Origin of the sequence: Paenibacillus kobensis NBRC 15729, assembly GCF_004000825.1 — a bacterium.
Taxonomy (GTDB): domain Bacteria; phylum Bacillota; class Bacilli; order Paenibacillales; family Paenibacillaceae; genus Paenibacillus_T; species Paenibacillus_T kobensis.
The window spans coordinates 165,319-188,661 of record NZ_BILZ01000006.1; the positions used below are offsets into that span (position 1 = coordinate 165,319).

General features: G+C 50.2%; 21 protein-coding genes and 1 pseudogene. 4 read left to right on the forward strand and 18 right to left on the reverse strand.

Annotated elements, in window-relative coordinates:
* Positions 1–280: 280 nt before the first annotated feature.
* Entirely contained in the window at positions 281–1,045 is a 765-nt protein-coding gene (locus PKO01S_RS06415; protein WP_127530480.1) for an MBL fold metallo-hydrolase, read from the forward strand.
* A 78-nt stretch (positions 1,046–1,123) separates the two neighbouring features.
* On the opposite strand, the gene PKO01S_RS06420 is transcribed toward PKO01S_RS06415, so the two are convergent.
* The 6 genes from PKO01S_RS06420 to PKO01S_RS06445 form a co-directional block, all read right to left on the reverse strand.
* Complete coding sequence (locus PKO01S_RS06420; protein WP_127530481.1) at positions 1,124–1,900, reverse strand: metallophosphoesterase; 777 nt, start codon at positions 1,898–1,900, stop codon at positions 1,124–1,126.
* A 111-nt stretch (positions 1,901–2,011) separates the two neighbouring features.
* Positions 2,012–2,689 carry a DUF4166 domain-containing protein gene (locus PKO01S_RS06425; protein ID WP_127530482.1) on the reverse strand — a complete coding sequence of 226 codons (678 nt, stop codon included), beginning with the start codon at positions 2,687–2,689 and terminating at the stop codon, positions 2,012–2,014.
* A 22-nt stretch (positions 2,690–2,711) separates the two neighbouring features.
* Positions 2,712–3,695, reverse strand: a complete 984-nt coding sequence (locus PKO01S_RS06430; RefSeq protein WP_246070459.1) for a DoxX-like family protein — start codon at positions 3,693–3,695, stop codon at positions 2,712–2,714.
* Complete coding sequence (locus PKO01S_RS06435) at positions 3,640–4,158, reverse strand: thiol-disulfide oxidoreductase DCC family protein (RefSeq protein ID WP_246070460.1); 519 nt, start codon at positions 4,156–4,158, stop codon at positions 3,640–3,642. Before PKO01S_RS06435 ends, PKO01S_RS06430 begins: the two co-directional genes overlap by 56 nt.
* Before the next feature lie 117 nt (positions 4,159–4,275).
* Positions 4,276–4,923, reverse strand: coding sequence for a response regulator (locus tag PKO01S_RS06440; RefSeq protein ID WP_127530483.1), 648 nt, complete (start codon positions 4,921–4,923; stop codon positions 4,276–4,278).
* Positions 4,901–6,277 carry a sensor histidine kinase gene (locus PKO01S_RS06445; protein WP_127530484.1) on the reverse strand — a complete coding sequence of 459 codons (1,377 nt, stop codon included), beginning with the start codon at positions 6,275–6,277 and terminating at the stop codon, positions 4,901–4,903. The genes PKO01S_RS06440 and PKO01S_RS06445 overlap by 23 nt, the downstream gene beginning before the upstream one ends.
* Positions 6,278–6,686: 409 nt before the next feature.
* Between PKO01S_RS06445 and PKO01S_RS06450 the strand changes: the two genes are divergently transcribed.
* A complete protein-coding gene (locus PKO01S_RS06450) occupies positions 6,687–7,202 on the forward strand; it encodes a hypothetical protein (protein WP_127530485.1) in 516 nt (171 codons plus the stop codon).
* 122 nt (positions 7,203–7,324) lie between these two features.
* Here PKO01S_RS06450 and PKO01S_RS06455 read toward each other — a convergent pair whose 3' ends face one another.
* The 3 genes and pseudogenes from PKO01S_RS06455 to PKO01S_RS06460 form a co-directional block, all read right to left on the reverse strand.
* Positions 7,325–7,951 carry a DUF6518 family protein gene (locus PKO01S_RS06455; RefSeq protein WP_407669633.1) on the reverse strand — a complete coding sequence of 209 codons (627 nt, stop codon included), beginning with the start codon at positions 7,949–7,951 and terminating at the stop codon, positions 7,325–7,327.
* Between the two features lie 96 nt (positions 7,952–8,047).
* Positions 8,048–8,176: pseudogene (locus PKO01S_RS29275) on the reverse strand (IS1595 family transposase); the annotation flags it as partial.
* A 218-nt stretch (positions 8,177–8,394) separates the two neighbouring features.
* A complete protein-coding gene (locus tag PKO01S_RS06460) occupies positions 8,395–9,474 on the reverse strand; it encodes a lactonase family protein (protein WP_127530486.1) in 1,080 nt (359 codons plus the stop codon).
* A gap of 242 nt (positions 9,475–9,716) precedes the next feature.
* Between PKO01S_RS06460 and PKO01S_RS06465 the strand changes: the two genes are divergently transcribed.
* Positions 9,717–10,400, forward strand: a complete 684-nt coding sequence (locus tag PKO01S_RS06465) for an HAD family hydrolase (protein ID WP_127530487.1) — start codon at positions 9,717–9,719, stop codon at positions 10,398–10,400.
* 32 nt (positions 10,401–10,432) lie between these two features.
* A complete protein-coding gene (locus tag PKO01S_RS06470; protein WP_246070461.1) occupies positions 10,433–10,996 on the forward strand; it encodes a PCYCGC domain-containing protein in 564 nt (187 codons plus the stop codon).
* 83 nt (positions 10,997–11,079) lie between these two features.
* Here PKO01S_RS06470 and PKO01S_RS06475 read toward each other — a convergent pair whose 3' ends face one another.
* From PKO01S_RS06475 to PKO01S_RS06515, 9 genes are all read right to left on the reverse strand, one after another.
* Positions 11,080–13,176 carry a hypothetical protein gene (locus tag PKO01S_RS06475; RefSeq protein ID WP_127530488.1) on the reverse strand — a complete coding sequence of 699 codons (2,097 nt, stop codon included), beginning with the start codon at positions 13,174–13,176 and terminating at the stop codon, positions 11,080–11,082.
* 230 nt (positions 13,177–13,406) lie between these two features.
* Positions 13,407–15,290: an ABC transporter ATP-binding protein gene (locus tag PKO01S_RS06480; protein ID WP_127530489.1), complete on the reverse strand. Its 1,884-nt coding sequence runs from the start codon at positions 15,288–15,290 to the stop codon at positions 13,407–13,409.
* The gene (locus PKO01S_RS06485; protein ID WP_127530490.1) at positions 15,268–17,040 is read right to left on the reverse strand and encodes an ABC transporter ATP-binding protein; all 1,773 of its coding nucleotides are present in this window, start codon (positions 17,038–17,040) and stop codon (positions 15,268–15,270) included. Before PKO01S_RS06485 ends, PKO01S_RS06480 begins: the two co-directional genes overlap by 23 nt.
* Before the next feature lie 187 nt (positions 17,041–17,227).
* Positions 17,228–19,540 carry a glycoside hydrolase family 95 protein gene (locus PKO01S_RS06490; protein ID WP_246070462.1) on the reverse strand — a complete coding sequence of 771 codons (2,313 nt, stop codon included), beginning with the start codon at positions 19,538–19,540 and terminating at the stop codon, positions 17,228–17,230.
* Positions 19,541–19,781: 241 nt separating this feature from the next.
* On the reverse strand, positions 19,782–19,991 hold the full coding sequence (locus PKO01S_RS06495; protein ID WP_127530491.1) for a cold-inducible protein YdjO-related protein: 210 nt from the start codon (positions 19,989–19,991) through the stop codon (positions 19,782–19,784).
* Between the two features lie 114 nt (positions 19,992–20,105).
* Positions 20,106–20,642, reverse strand: a complete 537-nt coding sequence (locus tag PKO01S_RS06500) for a hypothetical protein (protein ID WP_127530492.1) — start codon at positions 20,640–20,642, stop codon at positions 20,106–20,108.
* A 189-nt stretch (positions 20,643–20,831) separates the two neighbouring features.
* Positions 20,832–21,437 carry a nitroreductase family protein gene (locus PKO01S_RS06505; protein WP_127530493.1) on the reverse strand — a complete coding sequence of 202 codons (606 nt, stop codon included), beginning with the start codon at positions 21,435–21,437 and terminating at the stop codon, positions 20,832–20,834.
* Between the two features lie 140 nt (positions 21,438–21,577).
* Positions 21,578–22,771 (reverse strand): DUF4179 domain-containing protein, encoded by a 1,194-nt coding sequence (locus PKO01S_RS06510; protein WP_127530494.1) that lies wholly within the window; start codon positions 22,769–22,771, stop codon positions 21,578–21,580.
* A complete protein-coding gene (locus PKO01S_RS06515) occupies positions 22,768–23,304 on the reverse strand; it encodes an RNA polymerase sigma factor (RefSeq protein ID WP_164779509.1) in 537 nt (178 codons plus the stop codon). The genes PKO01S_RS06510 and PKO01S_RS06515 overlap by 4 nt, the downstream gene beginning before the upstream one ends.
* Between the last annotated feature and the right edge of the window lie 39 nt (positions 23,305–23,343).

Consider the following 23,343-nt stretch of genomic DNA (forward strand, 5'->3'; position numbering starts at 1 on the left):
AAAGCCTCCTGGCGATTAGAGTTAGGATCAGAATGAAAAAGTGCTAAACTTACCTTACCATATTTTTAAGGGGCTGTGATCCAATCGAACCGCTTACTTTAAGCGTTTACATCACGGATTATAAGATTTAATAGAGTGTTGACAAATAATTATTTTTGTGGTAAAATAAATTATTTATGTGTTGACGATAATTTCTCTTCTCGGTAAGATAAGATTCTCAAATGCACATTTCGTTGCTTTTGAATGAAGAGTCTCTTGAATATCGAGGAGGAATGGATTCGTGAACATTGCGAGCGGATTGGATTTCGTGCCGGTAACGGCAATGGCAATGGGCAAGCCGGACACCGTGTACCCGGTGCTGTTGTCAGATGAGAAAGAGGCGGTGTTGATCGATGCCGGATATCCCGGACGGCTTGAGGACTTGATTGCAGGGCTGGCTAACGCTGGGATCTCGGAGCAGCTGCTGACGACGGTTATTCTAAGCCACCAAGATATCGATCATATCGGAGGGATGCCTGGACTGCTGCAGCATCTTAGCCATCCGGTCAGCGTACTTGCTCACGAGCTGGAGAAGCCTTACATCCAGGGCGAACAACGTCTGATCAAAATCACCGACGAAGTGCTTGCGGGCATTGATCACATGTTCCCGCCTGAAGTGCCGGAGCAATGGCGCAAGGCGTTCAAGGCGATGCTGGAATCGCCCCCTCGCGCCAATGTGCACCGCACGATCAAAGGCGGCGACGAGCTTCCTTATGGAGGCGGAATTGTTGTCATTGATACGCCGGGACACACTCCCGGACATATTAGCTTCTATCATATGCCATCCCGTACTCTGATCGCTTGTGATGCGTTAGTCGTAACAGACGGCAAGCTTAGCCTGCCGGCACCAGAGCTTGCAGCCGACTATGGACAAGCGGTTCGCACACTCCGTTCCTTGTCCGCGTTTGATATCAATCGAGTCGTTTGCTATCACGGCGGAATGTACGATGCTGGCGATGCGAACGAACGAATTGCCGAACTCGCCGCGGCGGCTGACTACGAATAGATAAAGGAAGGGCTGTTCCGCAGCCAACTCATGACCGGAACAGCCCTTTTGAATAAGTGCAAGTATTTCGTGCATGATTTATAGCTCATGCAATGTAACCTCGGTTCGAACGAGAAACCGGGCGTTAATGCCCGCCTGTCCGATTCCTGCAGAAATATAGAACGGCCCGTTTCTAGTATGATGCAAGCCTTTGTATACGCCAGCTTCAACGAGCCCGCCTTTGTTGACGAAGCGGAATAGCGGCGGGATGTTGACTTGCATGCCGTGGAAGTGGCCTGCCATAAAATAATGGAACGGTCTTTGAATGATCAGGACAGCCGTCGGATCATGGGTCAGAACGACAGTCGGCATATTCGGCTCGACTTGAGCGAAAGCCGCTTCGAAGTTGCTTCTTCTCGAGCTGTGATCGTCGATCCCAACGAACCGCATTCGCCCGTCCACGAGAACCGATTCGTTCACGAGCACCTTGAACCCGGATGCTGTTAACAGGTTCATTAATTGCGGAAGCTTGCTCTCCAGCCGATAATCGTGATTGCCCAGCACGGCATAAACCGGAATACCCGCTGAAGCAATCGCCTCAGCATACCGTTTCACTTTAGGCAGATGGACAGCCTTCTCCGTAAAGTCGCCCGTCACGCAAATATAATCGGGCCGCAACGTTTCGATTACATGGACCAGCTTTTCCGGTGTTATCCTCGTTCTCTCCGCATGAATATCGCTGATCTGCAGAATTCGAATGCCCAGCTTCGCTTCCGGATAATGCACATGCTCGATTCGCAGCCACCGCGTCGGCACGATCAACAGCACATAAGCTGCAATTAGCACAATCAGAATTGTTATTCCCCATAGGATCATGCCGCGTGCCTCCCCTTTTCTACCCATTAACGCAATCGACCGAGTCTTAAGCATAATGGATAGGACAGGTCCGCTCAAGCAGTGCCGCATGCTTGGCCATCAACTTGCCTGCTATTCTCTCTCTTCTTCCCGCAGAGGCAACACATCGATCGGAATGCCGGCTTCGCAGGTATCAACCATGCGTGCCTCGAACGTACCGTCGTACCGGAATACCGTTCCGATAATCGGGTTTCGGACGCAGACGGATATGCGATAGCGGTCCAATTCGTCATCGAACCATTCCGTCACTTCCGCCGTACCGGTCAGCAGACGCGGAATTCGGAAACCGAACGGCCCTTCATAGAACCGCTGCTCGCCCGATAAGATTCGAATACCGCCGTTCGGCGCTGCACTGATCTGCAAATCGACAGCCAGATGCTGCTTATTGCCGAGATAATCGACGATCCGGCTGCGACGCTTGCTGTAGATCATCGTCGCGTCGAAATGGCGAATCGCCTGTTTGAATTTGAACTTGCGAATCCAACTCACCGTCTCGCGGCCATACCGGTCGACGAACGCGTAATTCTCGATCGTGAACGGCACATGATTCCCGCTGTTCGGAAACATAATATGCCGGGCCATACCTAGCCGTAATGCCAGCGCAACGAATCGGTTGTGCCAGATCCGGTTCATCGTACCGGTGCCGACCGACGCGACCCGGTCGCCGCTGGAGAAGCCGAACCGTTCCCGAATGCGCGGGTGAAGCTGAAGGAATGACTCCCCTAGTGCTTGTTCATATATCGATGCCATCGTTCGTTTAGCTGCTCCCCTCTTACCGGTCTTTACGCGGATTGCGATTTTTTTCTCGAATACAGCGGCTTGCACTCGGTACATCATCCATCGTCAGCCGCGCCGCGAGCATTAGACCTAGCATCGGCACGCCGACGATCGCTGGATTGAAAGGCGACGCAAGCAGTGCAGGTTCTGCGGCAATACCGGCTGCCGTCAACGCGGTCAGCATTCCGATCTGCAGCATCCAGCTATATTTATTCCGATGAAACCATACCGCAGCGAAACCAACCACGATCTCGATTAAGCCAAGCAGCCTCAGTGCACCTTCTTCAACTCCTGTGAACAATCCGGAAGCTTTCAACAGTGCGAGGTCGCCGCCCTCCGGCACGAAGAGCTTCGGCACAAAACCCATCCACATCCAAATAATCATGAGCAAAGCAACGCTAATATAATGGACTGCTGCATTCCTTATAAGCGCAGCGGGACGAATGCCCCTCTCCAGCCATAATCTAAGCAAGTCGAAACTCCATGCGGTCGCATAGCCGAACATCGGCCGAAATACGATTTGATCGAACAATCGTCCGAGTATGCCGAACCGCGTTTCGTAATCATATTCCGTCGCGAACCGGATGCCGTCTTGCACCGGCGTATACCGCCAGTAGCCGCTCCCGCTGCGGATGAGAGACATGCGCTGCTGCGAACCGAAGACGAGCGCTGACGTTCTTGCCCCGCTGCGTGACGGCCGGCTAGCAACTGATTCGCCTGTTCCTTCGATATGAAATCCAAAGCCAATTCTAGTCTTATACCGGAACAATTGCGTCGGATCGACACTATTTCTCGGTAAATAATGGATCTCGCTGAACCGCAAATCCCACTGCTGGTGCAGCTCCGGCGATTGCGTGTGATGCCAGAGCGACTCCATGTCGGTGCCGATGACCGTCTCGACATAGATCGGTTTCGGTTTATCGTTAATCTGGTTTAGGATGGAGCGGGCTCCGCTCCACATCATCCTTCTCGCGTGCATCGCGATCACTCCCCATTTGCTCGCCACCCGGCAAGAACCGGTCAGGACCGGCTGCGGATGGCAGCATGCATATGTCGGATTGGCCGAACAGCCGATAACGGAAGCGGGCGATCAGATCGTAGCCGAAGTCCCGAACGGGACACGGTATGACAATGCCGGCATAGAGCAGCGGCCATAGACCGTCCAGTCTGCGCAAGACGCGAAGTGCCGCGCTCGATTTCACATAGATGCGGTCTTGTTCCATCAGTACCATCGAAGAACGATGCTGCACCGACAGGCCGGCATCCTTCAGCAGCTTTTGTCCAATATCCGATTGCAACGCGGCGATCCGGAACCGGACCGCCCGGTCCCTGCGAACCGCGAACCGCGTCATCCCATGGCATAGGGCACAATCTCCGTCTACGAGCAAAATGCTGTACGGCAGCGGCTTATCCTGTTGTTCGGCAAGTCTCTTCATCGCCATCTCCCTCTTCCTGTCTGTATTGTAATCCGATGCACGGTTTCGTTGCAGTTGGGACTTTCATAGTACGGAAAAGCAACAAGGTACTACGATTCGTAGTACCTTGTCCGGTCATGCCATCTAGCGGAGTCCGTTGCGCTTCACTTTCTCAATTGCTTCTTTGCCGCTTCGGACCCCGAGCTTCTTCAGCATTTTGTTGATTTGGTTTTTGAGCGTGCTTTCGGCCTTGAACAGCTTCTTCTCGATCTGCGCATGCGTATGGCCCTGCTCCATCAGCTCGAATACCTCGCGTTCGGCAGCGGTCAACCCTTGCAGCTGCTCCTCTCGCTTCAACCGGTTCAGCTCCTTGAGCAGTGCATCCATCGCTTCCGGGTGATGATAGACGGAACGGATCGTCGATGCAAGCTCGCGGAATCTCGTCTTCTCGAGAAAATAGCTCGCTCCCGCCGTGAACGCGTCGGTCATCGTCCGCTCGTCGTTCTGAGACGTCAGCATAATGGCACGCGATAGCGGACGAATCGATCGCAGTTGCTGCGCCGTGTGGATACCGTTCGCACCCTCTTCACTTAAATGAACATCCATCAGCACAATATCATATTCAATAGAAGCGGCAAGCCGGACCGCTTCCTCCGCATCGGTAGCGGCGCCGACAACGAGCAGATCCGGCTGCTGATGCAGCAGCGTCGTTATGGAACGAATCCAGTCGGCATCGTCCTCGACGATGAGAATCCGAATGGTCGTTGCATCAGTCTTCGTCTCCTGATTCATGATCAGCCACCTCTCCAAGCTCATTCATTCTTATGACAGCCGATCTCGGGAACCGCAACTGTACCGTCGTCCCGTCCCCGACTCGGCTCTTTAGTTTGATAGAACCGCCGTTTCTCTGCATCACCATATAGACATAAGAGAGGCCGAGGCCGTAGTTGCTGGCTCGCTGCTTCGTGCTGTAGAAAGGCTCGAATACACGCTCCATCTGAGCCGGCGTCATACCCCCCCCCGAGTCTTTCACATTCAACACAACACTGCGCCGCTGACGGTCGATGGATATCGTTAACCGTCCGCCGCCTGGCATCGCTTCTATTGCATTCGTCACCAGGTTGCCGATTGCTTCCCGCACGTGGACGGCATCGCATCGAACGATGGGCCGGATTACGAAGTCCGCTTCTAGCGCGACTGCCCTTTCCTTGCACAGCGGCCTATGAGCTGCCAACACCGAATCGATCAACCGGTCCAGACGGCACGGTTGCAGCGACAGCGTCATAATGCTCATCTGCTCTCTCATCCGTTCCGCCATCTCCATCATCTGAGCAGAAGCGTTTTCTATGACGCGCAGCTGCTCATCCGCCTCTGCCGAAAGATCAGACTGGTTCATTATATGTTTTAAAATATCGGCGCTGATGGCAATTTTGCCGATTTCATTTTTGACCGTATGCTGAAGCAACGATGCGCCTGAGCCCATGGCTGACATCGCCGTACCCATCGAGTCCCGCTCGAACTTCAACTTCACGCCAAGCACCCCGTACACGAAGACGCCAGGCAGAGCAACCGCAATGGAGTATGTTAAGAAGCCTGCAATGTACTGAAAAAAATCAAAATCAGGATAGATACTTCTCGCAATGACGATGAATAAAATCGCTGCGATTAAAGTCGGAACCATAATCAACGACGTTAAAAGAAGCGAGCGCTTCCGGTCACGGTCCGTCTCCCGCCGGTAAGCGGACAGCAGCAGCCAGATGGCACCTGCATAATACGGGCCCGTCCATAAGAGCATTAGAATGTAATTGAACGAAAGGTGCGGAGTGAACGGCGTGACGGCGGCCATGATTACAACCGGCAGAAGCAGAACGCTTTTGACGCCAAGTCTCGTTCGGGCTTGCAGCTTATCGAGCCTTCTCGTATAGACGAGCGTAAATACGATCAGTCCATACGGAGTCAACGTCTGATTGATGAACATTATCGCATCCGACCAACCGTTATAACCGTGCTGCCGAAGCAGATCCGAGCTGCCCCCGGATGCGGCGAACAACAGAAACAACGCAGCCCAACGGTTCGCCTCCTTGCGGGGATCGTGCACGAATACGACCAGCGAGGCTGTCAGAAGCGCAAACATATAATACAGCATGGAAGACCATCCTATCTGGCGGCTGTTGTCACATACAAGAATTATTCATGATGTTTACCATCATCCTAGCACATTTGGGTACAAGCCGTAACCATGGATGCGTATTCCAGCAGCGTTATGTACAAATAGAACAGCCCGCAGACCGTCTTAAGACGATCCACAGGCCGTTGGGATACCGTGGCAACAACGATTATAGGATGCCGATGGCTTCGGTTATTCTCCGTCCGATTCGACCGGTCGGGATTAATTATAGCCCGAATCCGCCGCAGCGGCAGTCAAAGTTGTGACCTGTTCACTGACGCTGCTGTGACTTTTTGCAGACGAACGATTGCCCATATCTTGGACGAATCGCTGCGCCTGTGCTATAATGACAGGCAATTCAATTACGGTTCAACAACCGGGAGGAACTATGCTTACTTTCGAACAAAAGCTATCGGTCATTCAATCGTTTCCGCAGCTTGAGCGCAAGGACGTATCGCTTGGCCGCATTAATTTTCAATACGAGGAAAGCTTGCGCGAACGGAAAAATGTCGTCTACCATCTTCATCCGAACGGCAACGGATACGTCTATGCCGGTCTGCTCGACGACGCCCGCAAAGATGCCAAAGGGATGGTCAACCTTCGCGATTTGGACGAAGCCGGGCTGCGCTCTCTGCTCGAGCAATCGATCGCTTCGCTGAACGTGCCGGATGAAGCAGCTGAAGCGGCTGCTAAGGCGGCCGCTGCGCAGGTTCAAGAAACGGACGAAGTGAAGCAAGAACAGCAGCTGTGGCAGGACAAGCAGGGCAATACGTTAGTTCTTCGGTACGAAGACGATGCGGATCTATGGTACATATGGGCACTTGACGCTCTTGATTGCGCCTTCGAAACGTTGGCCGAATCGGTCGAGTATTTGAAGGAAGAAGGATTTAAGCGAGTTAAATAATAGGCTATGTTTACTCTCAGTGTTGATTTTCGGCCAAAAATATAACCGCCCCGTAAAGGGCGGTTTATTAAGTTATCGTACCCGTCAACGTAATAAATGCTGTTTTCGAATACTTATAATCGTTATGTGAATGAATGCAATATTTGATACCCGATCATTCCTAATACAATAACAGGAATCAAAGCCAATAAAGAAGCAACTCGATCTTTGTTCGAACGTTCTAATACCAAGAGGAGAATAAAACCAACCGTGATTTTAACTGCTCCAACAGGTAACATATGACCATAGTCATCCATGTGTAAATATAAATCCAATCCTTCGGTGATAAACACTCCGCTGATCAGTGCGCTTCCATATTTATGTTTGCTGCCTTGATCCTGCCCCCACAAATAACCGGCAATTCCAAAAATCAAACCGCCCAAAATGGCCGCTCCCGTCCAAACTAGAATATAATAGATCGAATGAGCTACATCTTGGATAATCATGGCGTAGCCGTAATATCCCATTACCATACCACAAAGGGTAAGGATGCTTGCTAAGGCCGACTTTAATTTTGAAGGACCCAATCCACCTACATAGAAAGCTGGAATCAACCATACCGTTCCTGAATTAGCGAGAGAACCCCAGTTTCCAGGAAGCACTCCTTGTCCTAACACCGTAAGTATTCCTACAATGATTCCGGCTCCAGCCGAAAATAACATATACCGCCTAATATTCAAGGTCTTCAACCGGCTAATAATTATTTTCATCAATTTTAATTCTCCCGTATTATCGTTATCATGAAACAGAATCCTTCTCATGATATGACGATTGGAATCGCAAAGTGGTTTCAGTTCTTCAACTGCCCGGGCGATAAGTATGTAGACTTGTTATTACTGATACCACGGTGCTTTGCTTTTCTGCCGCGCTTACGCGGCTTGCGTTCCATAATATTCCGTTTGCCTTTCCGAGTATGGGACGTAGGTTTCGTCCAATGCCGGCAAACAGTCTAAACCTTTAGCAATTTCAATCCGTTCACTCAATCCATAGGGCATAAGCTCCAACACATGATTACCCTTAAAGTATCCATTATCTTCAAATATCAGCAATCAAGATTAAGCTAGACTAATAATAAGTGAACGAAAAAAGCTGTGCTGCGGCAATGGATTGCCGCGGCACAGCTTTTTTCGTGGGCGAACTGCCCGCATACGTACTAGTAGTACGTTGGCAGCACGCAGACCGGCATCGATACCGTTACGCTGTTGCCTGTGTACGCTATGGCTCCGGTATCGCGGTTGACGCGGAAGACGACAATATTGTTGCTGTCTTTGTTCGCAGCGATCAAATGATTGCCGCTAGGCGTGAGAGCGAAATGGCGCGGATGTTGTCCTACAACCGGTACGATTTCATCGATGGAAATCTTGCCCGTTTCTGCGTCGAACGCGTAAACGACGATGCTGTCATGTCCGCGGTTGGAGCCGTAGACGAAACGGCCGTCGCGGGAGACCGTAATTTCCGCACACGTATTCTCGCCGTCGAATCCTTCCGGAGGAAGCGTCGTAATCGTCTGCACGGCAGACAATCCGCCGGATTGCGAATCATACTGGAGTACCGTCACACTCGAATCGACTTCATTAATAACGAAAGCATATGGCGCAGACGGATGGAATGTCATATGACGCGGACCCGCACCCGGATGAAGCACAGTCTCGCCAATGAGCGTCAGCTTTCCGTTGTCAATCGCATATTGTTTGATTCGGTCAAGTCCAAGATCCTGTACATAGACGAACCGTCCGTCCGGACTGAATGTCGACGAATGCGGATGCGGACGGTCTTGGCGCTCCGGATGCGCCCCCTTTCCTTCATGCTGCTGCGAATCGAGCCTGTCGCCGATGCGGCCATCCGCCGTCAAGCCGACAAGTCCGACCATGCCGCCATGGTAACTCGTCACAATTATGTGCTTGCTGTCAGCATCGCGAGCGACATGGCAAGTCGTCGAATCGACCGTCTGTCCCCGGTTCAGCAGCGTCAGCGCGCCTGTTGCCGGATCGATCGCGTAAGCGGCTGCATCGCCTGTTTTGGCTCCGCTCTCAGATACGCCTTCAGTAATGGCATACAGCCGGCCGTTCTGCGGGTCGACGTTCAGAAACGTCGGATTTTTTAAGCCGCCGTATTCGTGAAGCAGCGTCAACTGCTCCGTCTCTTCATCAAATTGATACACATATACACCGCTGCCTGTTGTATCGGCATATGAGCCAGTGAACACGAGCAGCCGATTCGTAGCGTTCGTCATCGTTTCGTTTCTCCTCCTGAAAGCTATGTATGGTCGTTATCTTCTATCCTCTCTGATTATATAAGGTCTATCCTCCTAAAAACAATGCGCTTTCCGGTTCGTCTTCATTGTTCGTCTAAGCCATGTTATGATTAATGCCGTGTGAGTAACCGGAAATTAGGCAATGCGAATCTCCGTTTGGAGAAATACATAAACGTGGTCTTACGTTGCAGAAATACATAATAGAAGGATTAGTGACCGTTATGACAGAGGTATCAACAAACATTCACCGCACGGTTAAGGAGTTCCGCGACGATCAACAACTTCAAGATTCGGAAGCTGCTCAAGGAAGTATCAAGCGGCCGCAGTTAGTGCTCGATGTCGGCGGCGTTCTTCTCTCGAATCTGACGCCAGCCTTTTGGACGGAGGCCATAGCTCGAGGCGGAGCTGATTATGCAGCCGTCCGCTCCCGCTATAAAACGGAAATACGCGATGATTTATGGTCCGGTGCTGTGACAGAACAGGAATTCTGGAACTGGATCGAGACGAATTGCCCTTCCGTCTCGCCAGTTGCAGGCCAAGCTCTGTTGATGGACTGCCTCGTCCCGCTCCCTGCACTTGAACATCTGGAGCGTTGGAGCCGAATCGCAGATCTTCACCTGTTGAGCAACCATCGGCACGAATGGCTGCTGCCGAAGTTGACGAATTTCATGGGTCTGTTCCGGAGCGTAACCGTGTCCAGCCAAGCGGGCTGTTTCAAGCCGAACGCGGCTATTTATCAGATCGCATCCGAGTCGATCGGTGCTGACAGTCCGATATTGTTCGTGGACGATTCTGCTGCCAATCTGAAGCAAGCTGAACGGTTCAAATGGTCGACACTGCTTGCGGATGCGGAAGGGAATTGGATCCAGCAAGTCGAACCGCTATTATCGTCAATGATGGATTAATGATTTTGATACAAAGTGAGGAGTTAGGATTTATGATGCTGCCTTATTTCATACGTTCCCGATATGTTCGTACAGCGCTGACTGTTGCCGTGACGGGAACGGTCTGTTCCATGTTGCTGACTGGTTGCGGCTCGAACTCGAAAGCTCCATCCAGCAGCAGCGCTGCCGAAGAACAGCATGCTGCCGAGCATGAGCATGGCCATATCCAATATGCGTCGAATGGTGATTTGCAAGAAACGACCGAATCGATCGGCGTGCTCCCCTCTTTCCTGAGCGGTCTGACGAATCAAATCGCATTGGCTTATAAGACGGCGGCTGCCGTTCATGATACGCTGGAGTGGATCCCGTGCTATTGCGGCTGCGGCGGCAGTGCCGGCCATCTGAACAATTTGAACTGTTTCATTAAAGAAATCCATGAAGACGGCTCCGTCGTATGGGACGATCATGGAACGAAGTGCGACGTCTGTATGGAGACGGCTTTCCAGACGGCGCTTATGCTGCAAGAAGGCAAATCAGTCAAAGAAATCCGTACGTTCATCGATGACACGTACAAGACCGGTTACGCCAAGCCGACGCCGACACCAATGCCGGCCTAAATGCCTCTAACCCTGACGTATATGGTCACGTCAGGGTTGACTTGGAATAATACTTCTAATTCTACTGTATTAATAATTATTCACTAGCATGTCATATCCACTTCTTTATGAAATTGTTCATATTTTTTAGTACTTTCATGGTTCTCGATAACAACCATTTCCGGGTATCCACTAAAAATATAAAAAACGGATTCATTAACGAATTTATTATCTCTAATGATTTCCTCCAAGTTATTTAGATAACCGCGTCTTCTGGCAATACCCCTCAATATTTCAAGCGAACAGGAGTAGCTGTTTCCAAATGGAATATTCGTCTTTTCATAAATCTCGTAGAATTCATCATAAGAATTCAAGCCTTTCTCATTTTTGACATCTGCAAACGATTTTAATTTCATGGTCGAGTGAAGAATTTCATATATAGCATGCGACTTTACTACTTCATGCCAAATTTGAAGGATCGATTTCTCTTCGCTGTTGGACTCTATATATTTGATCATATACTCAAAGAATCTCTTTAATAAAACACTATTCTTATACACATTTATTGGAATTGTCGGTCCCAATACTGCAGTAACACCTTTTGCGACAAATTGATCGATTATTGAAAAAGCACCTGACCCCCTTGGAGATACCAAGCATGCACTCAAAATAACAACAGGGGGGAATTTTACGTTTTTGTTTATCGGACTCCACATATCCCCGCAAACCACTAAAGCTGTCATCGATCCTGAGGCATCATATTTTCCATGGGCTGAAATGATTAAGATATCATAATCCGAATCTTCATTCAAAATTTGATCGAGATGATGGATGGAGTCCACTTGAACATATTGAACGTGTATATAGTCTATCTTATTAAAAGATTGTTCAAACTTTTCCCAGGCTGTTTTTGAGGCTATATAAATATCATCTGTTGGATCTAGACATTCTAAAATAAGAATTCTAATTTCCCCATATTTGCCGATGCCATATACATACCTTCTATGTGCTCCATATGTAATTGAGAAGTCTAATGGAGTCAGCGGCCTGTATGAAATGGGCACCATATAATTCAATGGATCCGAATAATTCGGTACGATAGAAATTCCAATATTAAAATCTGAAAAGAGCGTTATCATCGAAAACTTGTCTATATTTTCATAAAAATCTTTTGGTAAGGACTGGACTAACTCTTTCCCAATGCTCTTACATTCATTGTAAATAAATTGCCCATTAGGCCGTAAATAATCAAAATGAGTTTCTAATAAATGCAGTTTCTGAAATATCTTATTGTCTAGTGTCTCACCCTCTAAATAGACACCTTGTTGTGCGATAGCCTTGTGCAGTCCCAGAACCTCTATTAGTTTTTTTTCTTCATCGCCGAAGACAAATTGACTTTTTCCGACCGCGTTCAAAAAAAGAGTTTTTCTCTGCGATCTGCCAGGTAGAATCATTATTAATGGAATTTTATTATTTTTCATTTCAGCAGAAATAGCGTTCTCCAGCTTCTTGCTGCCATATTTATTAATGCGTATACCTTTAATAATAAGGGTAAATTGGGACACTTGTTTTAATGAAGCATCAATTCTACTTTTCAACGAATAGTTATTTTCATTCATATATCCCTTGATCCCATTCGTCTCATTGGTTTGATTCGTCCAATAAATTAAAGGCAATGCTTTCATTTTCTTATAAGAAAGAATTCTAGGGATGTAGCTCACTTTAGGCTTGGATACTTTGCTTTCTACATAATCAGCGATTTCATTCCAGTGCCTTTTCAGAGTATGTGAAGAAAGCTCTGAAATTTTTATGCAGCCTAATAATGCCTTATACTTTTGATCAATCATACACGCTTCTTCGTAAATGGAATCTTCAACTATATACAGCGTGGAGGGCATTTCTGCAATAGACTTAATAAGTTCTGTTGGGTCTGAATGATCATACTCAAAAAATAATATGTTATGCTGACTCCCATACACATTTACAACTTCATTCACTCCTAAATAAACGGTATCTTTAGCATGTCTAGGTAAATGCAGACAGTACCTCCAAGGTTCAACCGCATCAAACAAATACTCAGAATGAAAATGATATTGATTATGTTCCGTTCTCTGCTTGTCTTTATCCATCAAAATATAGTAGTTCAGTTGAAGATCTTTAAATACTTTATATAAATGAGATGCCGTAAATAAATTTGTCATAATATCTCCTTATAAGAATGCCTCGGAATACGAAAATACGAAATGCTTCAGCTCAAGCTCTATTATTGGATGAATATCTTCGACAATTTTCTTTATTTTCCTTCGCCGTAAACTCAATAATTAGTAAAATAATGGGTGGAGCACCCTGTCAGCATTTCAAGCCATCTCGTTTGACGCACACAAAAAGGCTGTGCAGGTCATTCCGACCCGCACAGCCTTCTTACTGCTCTCTACCCGTTGGCTAGTTCAGCGGAAGCTTCGCCTCTCACCGGCATGCTGCTCATCATCCGATAGTAAGCGCCTTTCACGTCCATTAGCTGGTCGTGGCTACCGCGCTCCACGATAGCCCCTTTATCGATGACCATAATCGAATCTGCATCGCGGATTGTATTGAGCCGGTGGGCGATGATGAAGCTCGTTCGGCCTTCCATCAGCTTCGCCAGCGCTTCCTGGATGTGAAGCTCGGTCCGCGTGTCGATGCTGCTAGTAGCCTCGTCTAGAATTAGCATCGACGGCTTCGCCAGCATAACGCGGGCAATTGCGAGCAACTGCCTTTGGCCTTGGCTCAAGCTGCCGCCATTCTCCGTCAATACTGTCTCGTACCGGTTAGGCAGCCGTTGGATGAACGCATCGGCATTGGCCAGCTTGGCTGCTTCCCGCATTTCCTCGTCGGTCGCCTCCGGGTTGCCGTATTTCAAGTTGTCCCGGATCGTCCCCGAGAACAGATACGTATCTTGAAGCACGACACCGAAGTTGCGGCGAAGGCTGTCACGCGTATATTCCGTCAGCTCCCTGCCGTCGATTGTCACTTTCCCGCTAGTCGGCTCATAGAACCGGGTCAACAGTTGAATGATCGTCGTTTTACCTGCACCTGTCGGACCGATAATTGCAGTCGAAGTACCCGCCTCCGCCACGAAGCTGATATGGTTCAAAATCGGCTCGCCCGGCTTATAGCCGAACGTAACGTCGTCGAATTGCACGCGTCCCGCCGGTGATTTCATTTCAATCGTATTCGCCTTATCGGCTTGCTCCTCTTTCTCGTCCAGCGCCTCGAACACACGCTCCGCGCCGGCAAGACCCGATTGAAGCACGTTGAACGTCGCCGCGATATCGTTAAGCGGACGGACGAACTGTCGGGAATACGTCATAAAGCTGGCAATAACGCCTACCGAGATATGGCCTTTCACACCTAGAATACCGCCGACTATTGCAACCGATGCAAAGCCGATATTGCTAATTACGCTGAGCAGCGGCATTAACAAACCTGACCATATTTGTGCTTTGGTACTTGTTTTACGCAGTTTAACATTAATCTCATTAAATTCTGATATGGCGCGCTGTTCCTGGTTGAATGCTTGAACGATCTGTACGCCAGTAATCGTTTCCTCGATATGTCCGTTCAATGCCCCCAGCTGCGTCTGTTGTGCTTTGAACAGTTCACGAGTGCGCCGTGCGATCATTCGCGTTAAACCGAACACGAGCGGTACGGTAATCATACTCGCCAGCGTCAGCATCGGACTCAGCACCAGCATCATGACAAGTGCACCGACAATGCTCAGCAGCCCTGACATCAGCTGCGTCGTTGATTGCGAGATCGTATTGCTGACGTTGTCGATATCGTTGGATAACCGGCTCATTACGTCGCCATGGCGCCGGCTGTCGAAGTAGGCAAGAGGCAGCTTCTGAAGCTTCCGGTACAGCGTGCGGCGCAGACGCAGGACGATACGCTGTGCGATGCCGGCCATCGCCCTTCCTTGTACGAACCCGATACACGCATCGGTCAGATAAGCCGCTCCTAACGAGAGCAGAACGATGCGCAATAGCTCGAAATCGACTTGTCCGCTTCCGCCATCCATGGCGTCGACGGCTCGGCCAATCCAATACGGTGCAGCCAGACCGATTCCGGCAGACACGAGCACAAGCACCAGAACAAATGATAGCTTAACACGTTCCGATCCCACGAACTGCCACAGCCGAAGGAGCGCACCAAGCAAACTTTTCGGCTTAGCAACTGGTCCGCCTGGACGGCCGCCGAAGCCGCCTGGACGGTGTCCGCCGATCGGCATGTTCACTTCCGGCCTTGATGCTTCCTTACGATTGGGCTGCTGCGGCATGCTGATCGGCCTCCTTTCCCCACTGCGAGCGGAATATTTCCTGATACACTTTGCATTGCTGCAGCAGTTGATCATGTACGCCAATCGAGACGATTCTGCCGTTGTCCATGACGATAATCCGGTCGGCATCCATAACAGAAGTAATCCTCTGAGCGATGAGCAAGCACGTCGTATGGCTGCTGATCTGCTTCAACGATTGCTTGATCCTCGCCTCCGTCAACACATCGAGCGCGCTGGTGCAATCGTCAAGAATAAGAATGTCCGGCTTGCGGACGAGCGCCCGTGCAATGGACAGCCGCTGCTTCTGGCCGCCTGAGAAGTTGACGCCGCCTTGGCCGACCACCGAACGGTAACCGTCCGGCTGCGCCAGGATGAACTCTTCCGCTGCTGCCGCGCGCGCAGCTTCATGGATTTGCTGCTCTGTCGCATGCTCGTTGCCCCAACGGATATTATCTTCTACCGTTCCAGTAAACAGAACGACCTGCTGTGGGACAACCGCAATCCGGCTGCGTAAAGACTTTGGGTCCGCTTCCGCCACATTCGTACCCTGGACATACACGCTGCCCGAAGTCGTCTCATAAAACCGCGGAATAAGACTGACCAGCGTGCTTTTGCCCGAACCGGTTGAACCAATAATGCCAATCGTTTCTCCTGGCAAGCAGTCGAACGATATTTCGTGCAGCACAGCATCCCCTTCCGGTCCGTCATACGAGAAAGACACACGCTCGAACCGAACCGCTTCGCCGCGCAGTCCCGCATCCGCTTCCGCTGCCCTCGTCTGTTCAGGCATCGGCTCACCATCTGGACGCTCCGGATTGTCGAACACTTCCATAATCCGTCCTGCAGACGATTTCGCCCGGACGAACATATTGAATACCATCGAGACCGTCATCAGCGAGAACAAAATTTGCAGCATATAGTTAATAAAAGCAACGACGTGACCGGGCTGCATATGACCGCCGTCGATCCTCACGCCTCCGATCCACAGAATCGAGACGATACCAACGTTTACCGTAAGGGCTATAAGCGGGTTGAAAACAGCCATCGCACGCATTGCCGTCTCGTTAGCCGAGCGGTAAGCGTCATTCGCTGCTTCGAATTTGACCGCCTCGTCCTCATACCGGTTGAACGCTTTAACCACTCGAATTCCGGACAAAAAATCGCGCGTATACCCGTTCAGCCGGTCCAGCGACTGCTGGACGCGCGCGAAACGCGGAAACCCGATGCGCAGGTTCATGACAATAAGGAACGCAACGATCGGCACGACAGCCAGCAGAACAACCGACAGCGGAGGATTAAGCCGTACCGCCATAATGACCGCACCTATGCCGAGCAGCGGCGCTTTGACGAAAATGCGCATCAACCCGTTCACAAAGTTTTGAATTTGCGTAACGTCGTTCGTCAGACGAGTGATGAGCGATGCCCGGTCGAGCTTATCGATCGAAGAATATGACAGCGTTTGCACTTTCCGGTACAAATCGCCACGCAATTCCGCGCCGAACTGCTGGGAGACACGGCTGGACACCACGTTTCTGACGCTGGCTGCAACAGCGCCCATGGCGGTGATCAGCAGCATAAAAAGTCCGCTTCGATAGACGACGTCCATATCGCCGGCGACTACACCTTTGTCGATAATAATCGCCAGCATTGCCGGCTGCATCAGATCCGCCAAGGCTTCCAGCATAAGAAACAAAATCGCGACGCCGAACGAGCGCCCGTACCGGGCTTTGTATTTGCGAATGAGAAACATAGGCCGTACATCCCTTTCCGCACAAGCATACCATGAAGTCGCATTGTGCTTCATAATCTCGACCGAATTATATAGCATACAAGTTTCCATCACAACTTACGTTAAGGTAAGCATTTCGGAGGAAAATGCTGTATAACAGACAAAACAGCCGGAATATCCGACTGTTTTGTACATTGTAACGCCTTTATTATTTGCACTTAATTGTAAAAATATCGCCTGCCTTTGCTTCCAGCAAGGCAATTTCACCAACCGGCCCAACATCAACACTTGCAGCGCCATTGCGCGCAATCGTCCATTCGCCGCCGATACGCAGATTAAACGTTCCGCTGCAGCCGAATCGCAGCTCCGCTTGCGCAAGCTTGCCGTCTGCCCAAGCAACATCCGCTTCAGCTCCGCCCCGTACGCGCAGTCCTTTCACGCTGCCTGACGGCCATGCCGCTGGCAGTGCAGGCAGCAGCCGGATCATTCCGGCGTGCGATTGAAGCAGCATTTCGGCGACAGCTGACGTCCCGCCGAAGTTCGCATCGATCTGGAACGGCGGATGATCGCCGAACAGATTCGGATGAACGGATTTAGCCAACAATCCTGATAAATTCGAGTAAGCCTTCTCTCCGTCGAACAGCCGTGCCCAGAAGTGGATAATCCAAGCCCGGCTCCAGCCTGTATGGCCGCCCCCGTGCGCCAATCTTCGGTCCAGCGTCTTCCTCGCAGCCTCTGCCAGTTCAGGCGTAACATCCGGCGTGATCGCATCGCCAGGATGCAAGGCGAACAGATGCGAGATATGACGATGGCCCGGTTCCGGTTCCTCGTATTCGACCGACCACTCCATCAGAGTACCGTTGCTCGCAATCCCCTGTTCCGGCATAAGCGCAAGCCTTTCCCGAAGCTCGCCTGCGATCAGATCTTCCAGACCAAGCTGCTCGATCGAGGTCAAACACGCTTCGAACAGCATGCGAATCATCTGCGTATCCATCGATGGTCCGACGCACAGTGCCCCTTCGTTGCCGCTCGGCAGACGGTAGCTGTTCTCAGGCGATACCGACGGCGCCGTTACGAAGCGGCCATCCGGTCCCTGCACCATGAAGTCGAGGAAGAACTCTGCCGACTCCCGCATCGCCGGGTAGGCGCGTTCACGCAGAAAACCAATATCCTGCCCATACAAATAGTGCTCCCACATATGAAGCGTCAGCCACACGCCGCCCATAGGCCAGAACATGGCAGGCAGCCAGCTCGATACAACCGCTGTATCCGCCCATAGATTGCTCGCATGGTGAACGCAGAAGCCGCGCGCACCATACGTTTCACGTGCGGTAATACGTCCGTTTTCTCTCAGCTTATCGATGAAGTCGAACAGCGGCTCATGGCATTCCGCCAGATTAGTCGTCTCTGCTGGCCAATAATTCATTTGAATATTAATATTCGTATGGAAGTCAGACTCCCATGGCGGGGTCATAAACTCGTTCCAAACGCCCTGAAGATTCGCCGGAAGACTGCCTGGACGCGAGCTCGAAATCAGCAAATACCGACCATATTGGACAAATAAAACGATAAGGCCATGATCTTCTTTTCCGCTGCGGAATCGTTCCAGACGCTCATCAGTCGGCAGTCCGATCCACTCATTATCCGAGCCCTCCCTGACATACAGTTCCAGCTGGAAACGACCGAACAATTGCTGGTGCGCAGCTGCATGATCGGCCCGAACCTTGTCGAAACCTTTCGTTGCTGCACCGTCTATAACGGCTGCACACGCGGCGACAGGATCATCCGTCCGATAAGTTGTCGCAGCCGCGATATAGAGAACCGCCGAGTCGGCATCCTTCACAGATAGCCGGCCGCCCTCTGCCGTCACCGTACCGCCAACCGTTTCAATTGTAAGCAGCGCCGCATAGCGGACGCCGTCTTCTCCGCATTGCCCCTGCATAACGATACCGTTGTTCCCGTAAGGGATAACCGGCTCCATATCTTCACGCGTAAGCCCGGCATCAAAAGCAATCGATCCAGGGCTGCCGGCGCTCAGACGATATACGATGACCGAATCAGGCCCGCTGACGAACGATTCCCGTTCAAACTGCGTACCTTCCGCCTCATAGTTTACCTTGACGATGCCCGTCGTCAGATCAAGCGAACGCTTATAGCGGATCGGCTCCGGTCGTACTTGGTTCCCGTCCGCCCCTGATATCGTCAAAGTCAACTCGCCAAGCGTCTGATAGGGCCCAAGTCCTTCCGGCTGCGATACCATCGAACGGTAAGCGAGTTCCTGCGCTTGCTCTGGCTGGCCTGCAAAAAGAAGGCGGCGGATTTCTGCCATATTCTCAAGCGCCGACGGATTGCTTCGCTTCTGCGGGCCGCCGAGCCAGACCGAATCTTCGTTAAGCTGTATCCGTTCCTCGTATGGACGTCCGAACACCATCGCTCCAAGCTTGCCATTTCCGATCGGAAACGCTTCCACCCATTCCTGCGCGGGCTTGTTGTACCAAAGCATCGTATTATTCGTTTCCAAAATGTATCCTCCGCCAATCGAATAAATGAAAGTTGAGATATCGATAACTCTATTGCTACTGAAACTATACCATAGCACTCGCCCGAGAGGAAATAGGAAGCAATTGTCCATATCCCCGTCATTTGAATCTGAATCAATCAAACGCGTCACCATAACAAAGGAACCGGGGATAATCCCCGGTTCCTTTTCCGTAGTGTTATGGTAGCTATATCGATTAAATCGAACGAGAACGACCTTATGTTTATGCGTACGGATCTTTCTTCTTCGGCTGACGTTTAATTTTATTTTGCACCTTCGGCAAGTGCCGCATGCTGCGCATCATCGGACCTTTGCACATCGGACAAGCTTGCCCTTCAGAACCGAACTCTTCTCTCACCCATGCTTTGCATTCCGGGTTTTTGCACTTGTAAATTTTGGTAACGATTAATTCGGGTTTTTCTTCTTCAGTCATGATCATGCTCCTCTTGATTTCATTAACCCGAATATTATAGCCTCTCGGTAATCGAAAAATACAGTTACGCATCGCCAATCGATCCAATTTCATCCTTATTGCGCCACGAAGTGGTTAAGGAACGAACTGTTGAACGATCCGCTGCGCCTGGCCATCCTTAAACGTAATATGATAAGGAAAATCTTTGACGTTGATTAATGCGTCATCGCCCTCATTCACGAGTTCGGCGAACTGTTCGATCGTAATGGGTTCATCAGGTACGATATCTGCTCCGCTCTCTTCGTCCGGGCGGTCGTAAATTTGCATTCGAATTTGCGTATCCTCTGGAAGCTCGATCGTCGCAAGCGACGGATCATCATTGACAATGTAATAACCGTCTGGCGGTTCCGTTACTTCAGGATCCGGTTCTCTCTCGCGGAACATGACCGCCGCAGCGTCGCCTTCATACCAATCGATGTAATCGACCGTCAATAAATAATGCCCGTTCTCCTCTTTGAGGCCCTCGACGTACGCAGTCTTCATCACTTCATCAGAGACCGTCGACTCTGATGCGGCAGACGCTTGCGGCTCCTTGCTCTTCCCGTCTAATCCTACAGCGAGTACAATCCATAAGGCTGCGACAGCAGCTCCGAATGCCATGATTGTTCTCATTAGCGGTTGTCCCCTTCACCATAACGTAATTACAGCATATGATCGTTGGCTCCTCATATGTCTCACTTTTTATAACGAACAAGCCCGATCTTTTGTTTCAACCAATTGCTCGATTTACTCAAAAATAATAAAGCCCGGTCCGCTCGCATAGGAGCGTCCAGGCTTCATTCACTTCGATAAGGAACTGCCTTATTTGAACACTTTCATCCGTTCTTCGAGCGGCTGGAACTGCTTCTCGCCCGGCTGCACCGTCGCTTTGCCGAACGGCATCTGAGAGACAAGCTTCCAATTGGCCGGCACATTCCATTCCTTCTGCACATCCGCATCGATCAACGGCTGATAGTGCTGAAGCGTAGCACCGAGTCCTTCTTGTTCAAGCGCTGTCCATACGATAAATTGCAGGATACCGGAAGAATGCTGAGAGTAAAGCGGGAAGTAATCGGCATAGGACGGGAATTGCTGCTGGAATCCTTCCACGACCGATTGGTCTTCGAAGAATAGGACCGTGCCATAGCCGCTGCCGAATGCCGCCATTTTCTCTTCTGTCGCTTTGAACGAATCGCTGTCGCCTGCTTTGCGCCGCAATGCTTCCGTCGTCAGCTTCCATAGTTTATCGGACTGTTCGTCGAACAGCAGCACGATACGGCCGCTCTGCGAGTTGAACGAGGTCGGTGTATTTTTGAGCGCATGCTCAACGATTTCCTGAACACGCTCGTTGCTGATGACTTTCTCCTTGCTGATTCCATAGATTGAACGGCGGGATTGAACGGCGGATAAGAACGCTTGTGAAGACATAATTAAGTAAGCACCTCCATGATCGATTACAAACTAACTTTAGTAATGTAACATTAATTAATTACCAAAGCAAATATTCATCAGAATGACATGACGTCAATCCCGCTTATTATGTCAGTTCGATAAGCTGCGAATACTGGTTAATCTTGTACGGGTACCGTAATGGCAAGTCCGTCAAACCGCTCAAGCTGTTCCGTTATTTCTCCTTTTACTTCTTTAAGGGTAAGAATGGATGGCGTAATCGTTAATATCGTGCCTTTCGGCAGCGGCTCTAAATAGAACCACGTATCTTCGACGTATTTGGTTTCCGGGTTTTGACCCAAATGATCGTTTCGATCCGTTGAATGACCTGAAGAAATGGATGGCGTAAAATCAATCCGATTTCCCCGCTCATCCACTGCCACATACTTAATGAACTGGGAGTTTTGCCATACGGACCGCATTTGACTGTAAGGAATTTGCAGCTTCAAATGAAGCTCGCTGACCGTTTCCGACGTACGCAGCCGAACCGCTTCGAACCGGTTCCCGCCATGATCGGCCAGCCTGGGATTGTCCCATTTCACGGTATGAGTCGTATCCGAGCCTTGCACGGGGATAACAAAATTCCAATTGCCTTTCTTGATGTCATAAAGTGAGGAATCCTTCTTCTGAATCCCGATAGACGGCACATTCACTTCCAAGGTGAACGATTCCGGCAGCTTCTTCTGCGTGTAATATTTGACGATGCCAATTTTATAGTCATCCCAGCTAATAAAATTGTCGAATTTGTAGGTGGGTCCGAGCAATAATTTGGCCGAAGCAGCGAGTTGAAAGTTCGGAACGATCGATTGCGCTTGCGCCATCTCCCCGTTCTGAAGGCGGAACGAATAGGTGAAGGATACTTGCAAACCATCGAACATCGCCTCGTGAATTTGCAGCACATAGCCGTCGTTCTCCACCTCGGCCAAGACCGGCAGTTCACCCTTCTTATTGACGACTTTATTTTTGACCGCATTGCTTCCTAATTTCCCGAATATGGACGTTAAAACCGGCTTCACCGATTGTACGGATTCCGGTTTGACCGCTATCCATACGGATGCAGACAACACAGCTACGATAGCTGCGATCGAAACCTGTTTCATAATCCGACCTGATGCGGATGAGGATCTATAAGTACCGCGGCGCGGTAAAGCAGGCATATAAGAGCTCTCACCCGTCTGAGGCGGTGAAGCTGGCAATGTGGCGAGCGTCTCATCAATTCTCGATTGAACGAGATCTGGAATCGGTATGTCGTTGCTCTCACCTATTCCTCTAAGCAACGTACGAATGCGGTATTCCACCCTATCGTTTTTCACAGCAGCCCCTCCCCTCGCACCGGTTCGCACAGAAGCAGCGCAAGCTTTTCCCTCGCTCGATACAGCCTTGATTTAATTGTTCCTTCCGATAATTGCAGCATCTCGCCAATATCTCTTAGCGGCATATCTTCTAAATAATGAAGCATAATGACTTCTCTCTGCTCAGCCGATAGCACGCCGATCGCGTCATACAGATCCAGCTTGTCCTCGGAGGTTCGGTTATCGTTGTCGGCATACAAGTTATCCATCTCATACAACGCAACAACCCGTTCATTGCGCTTGCGCATTCCATTGCACTGATTAATTAAGATACGAACAAGCCATGTCTGGGCATATCGAGGTTCTCTTAGCTGGCGAATTTGCCGGTATGCCGCAACGATCGTCTCTTGTATGGCGTCTGCCGCATCCTCATCCGAACGTAAAATACCGAATGCAACGCGGTACATCGTTTTCTCGAACTTGCGTATCATACGGACAAAGTCGTCCTTGGAACCTTCTTGTGCTTTCATGACAATCGTAATGATGTCATCCAATGTTCGTACTCCTCTCTCCCTGTTTCTTCCTATTAGAGC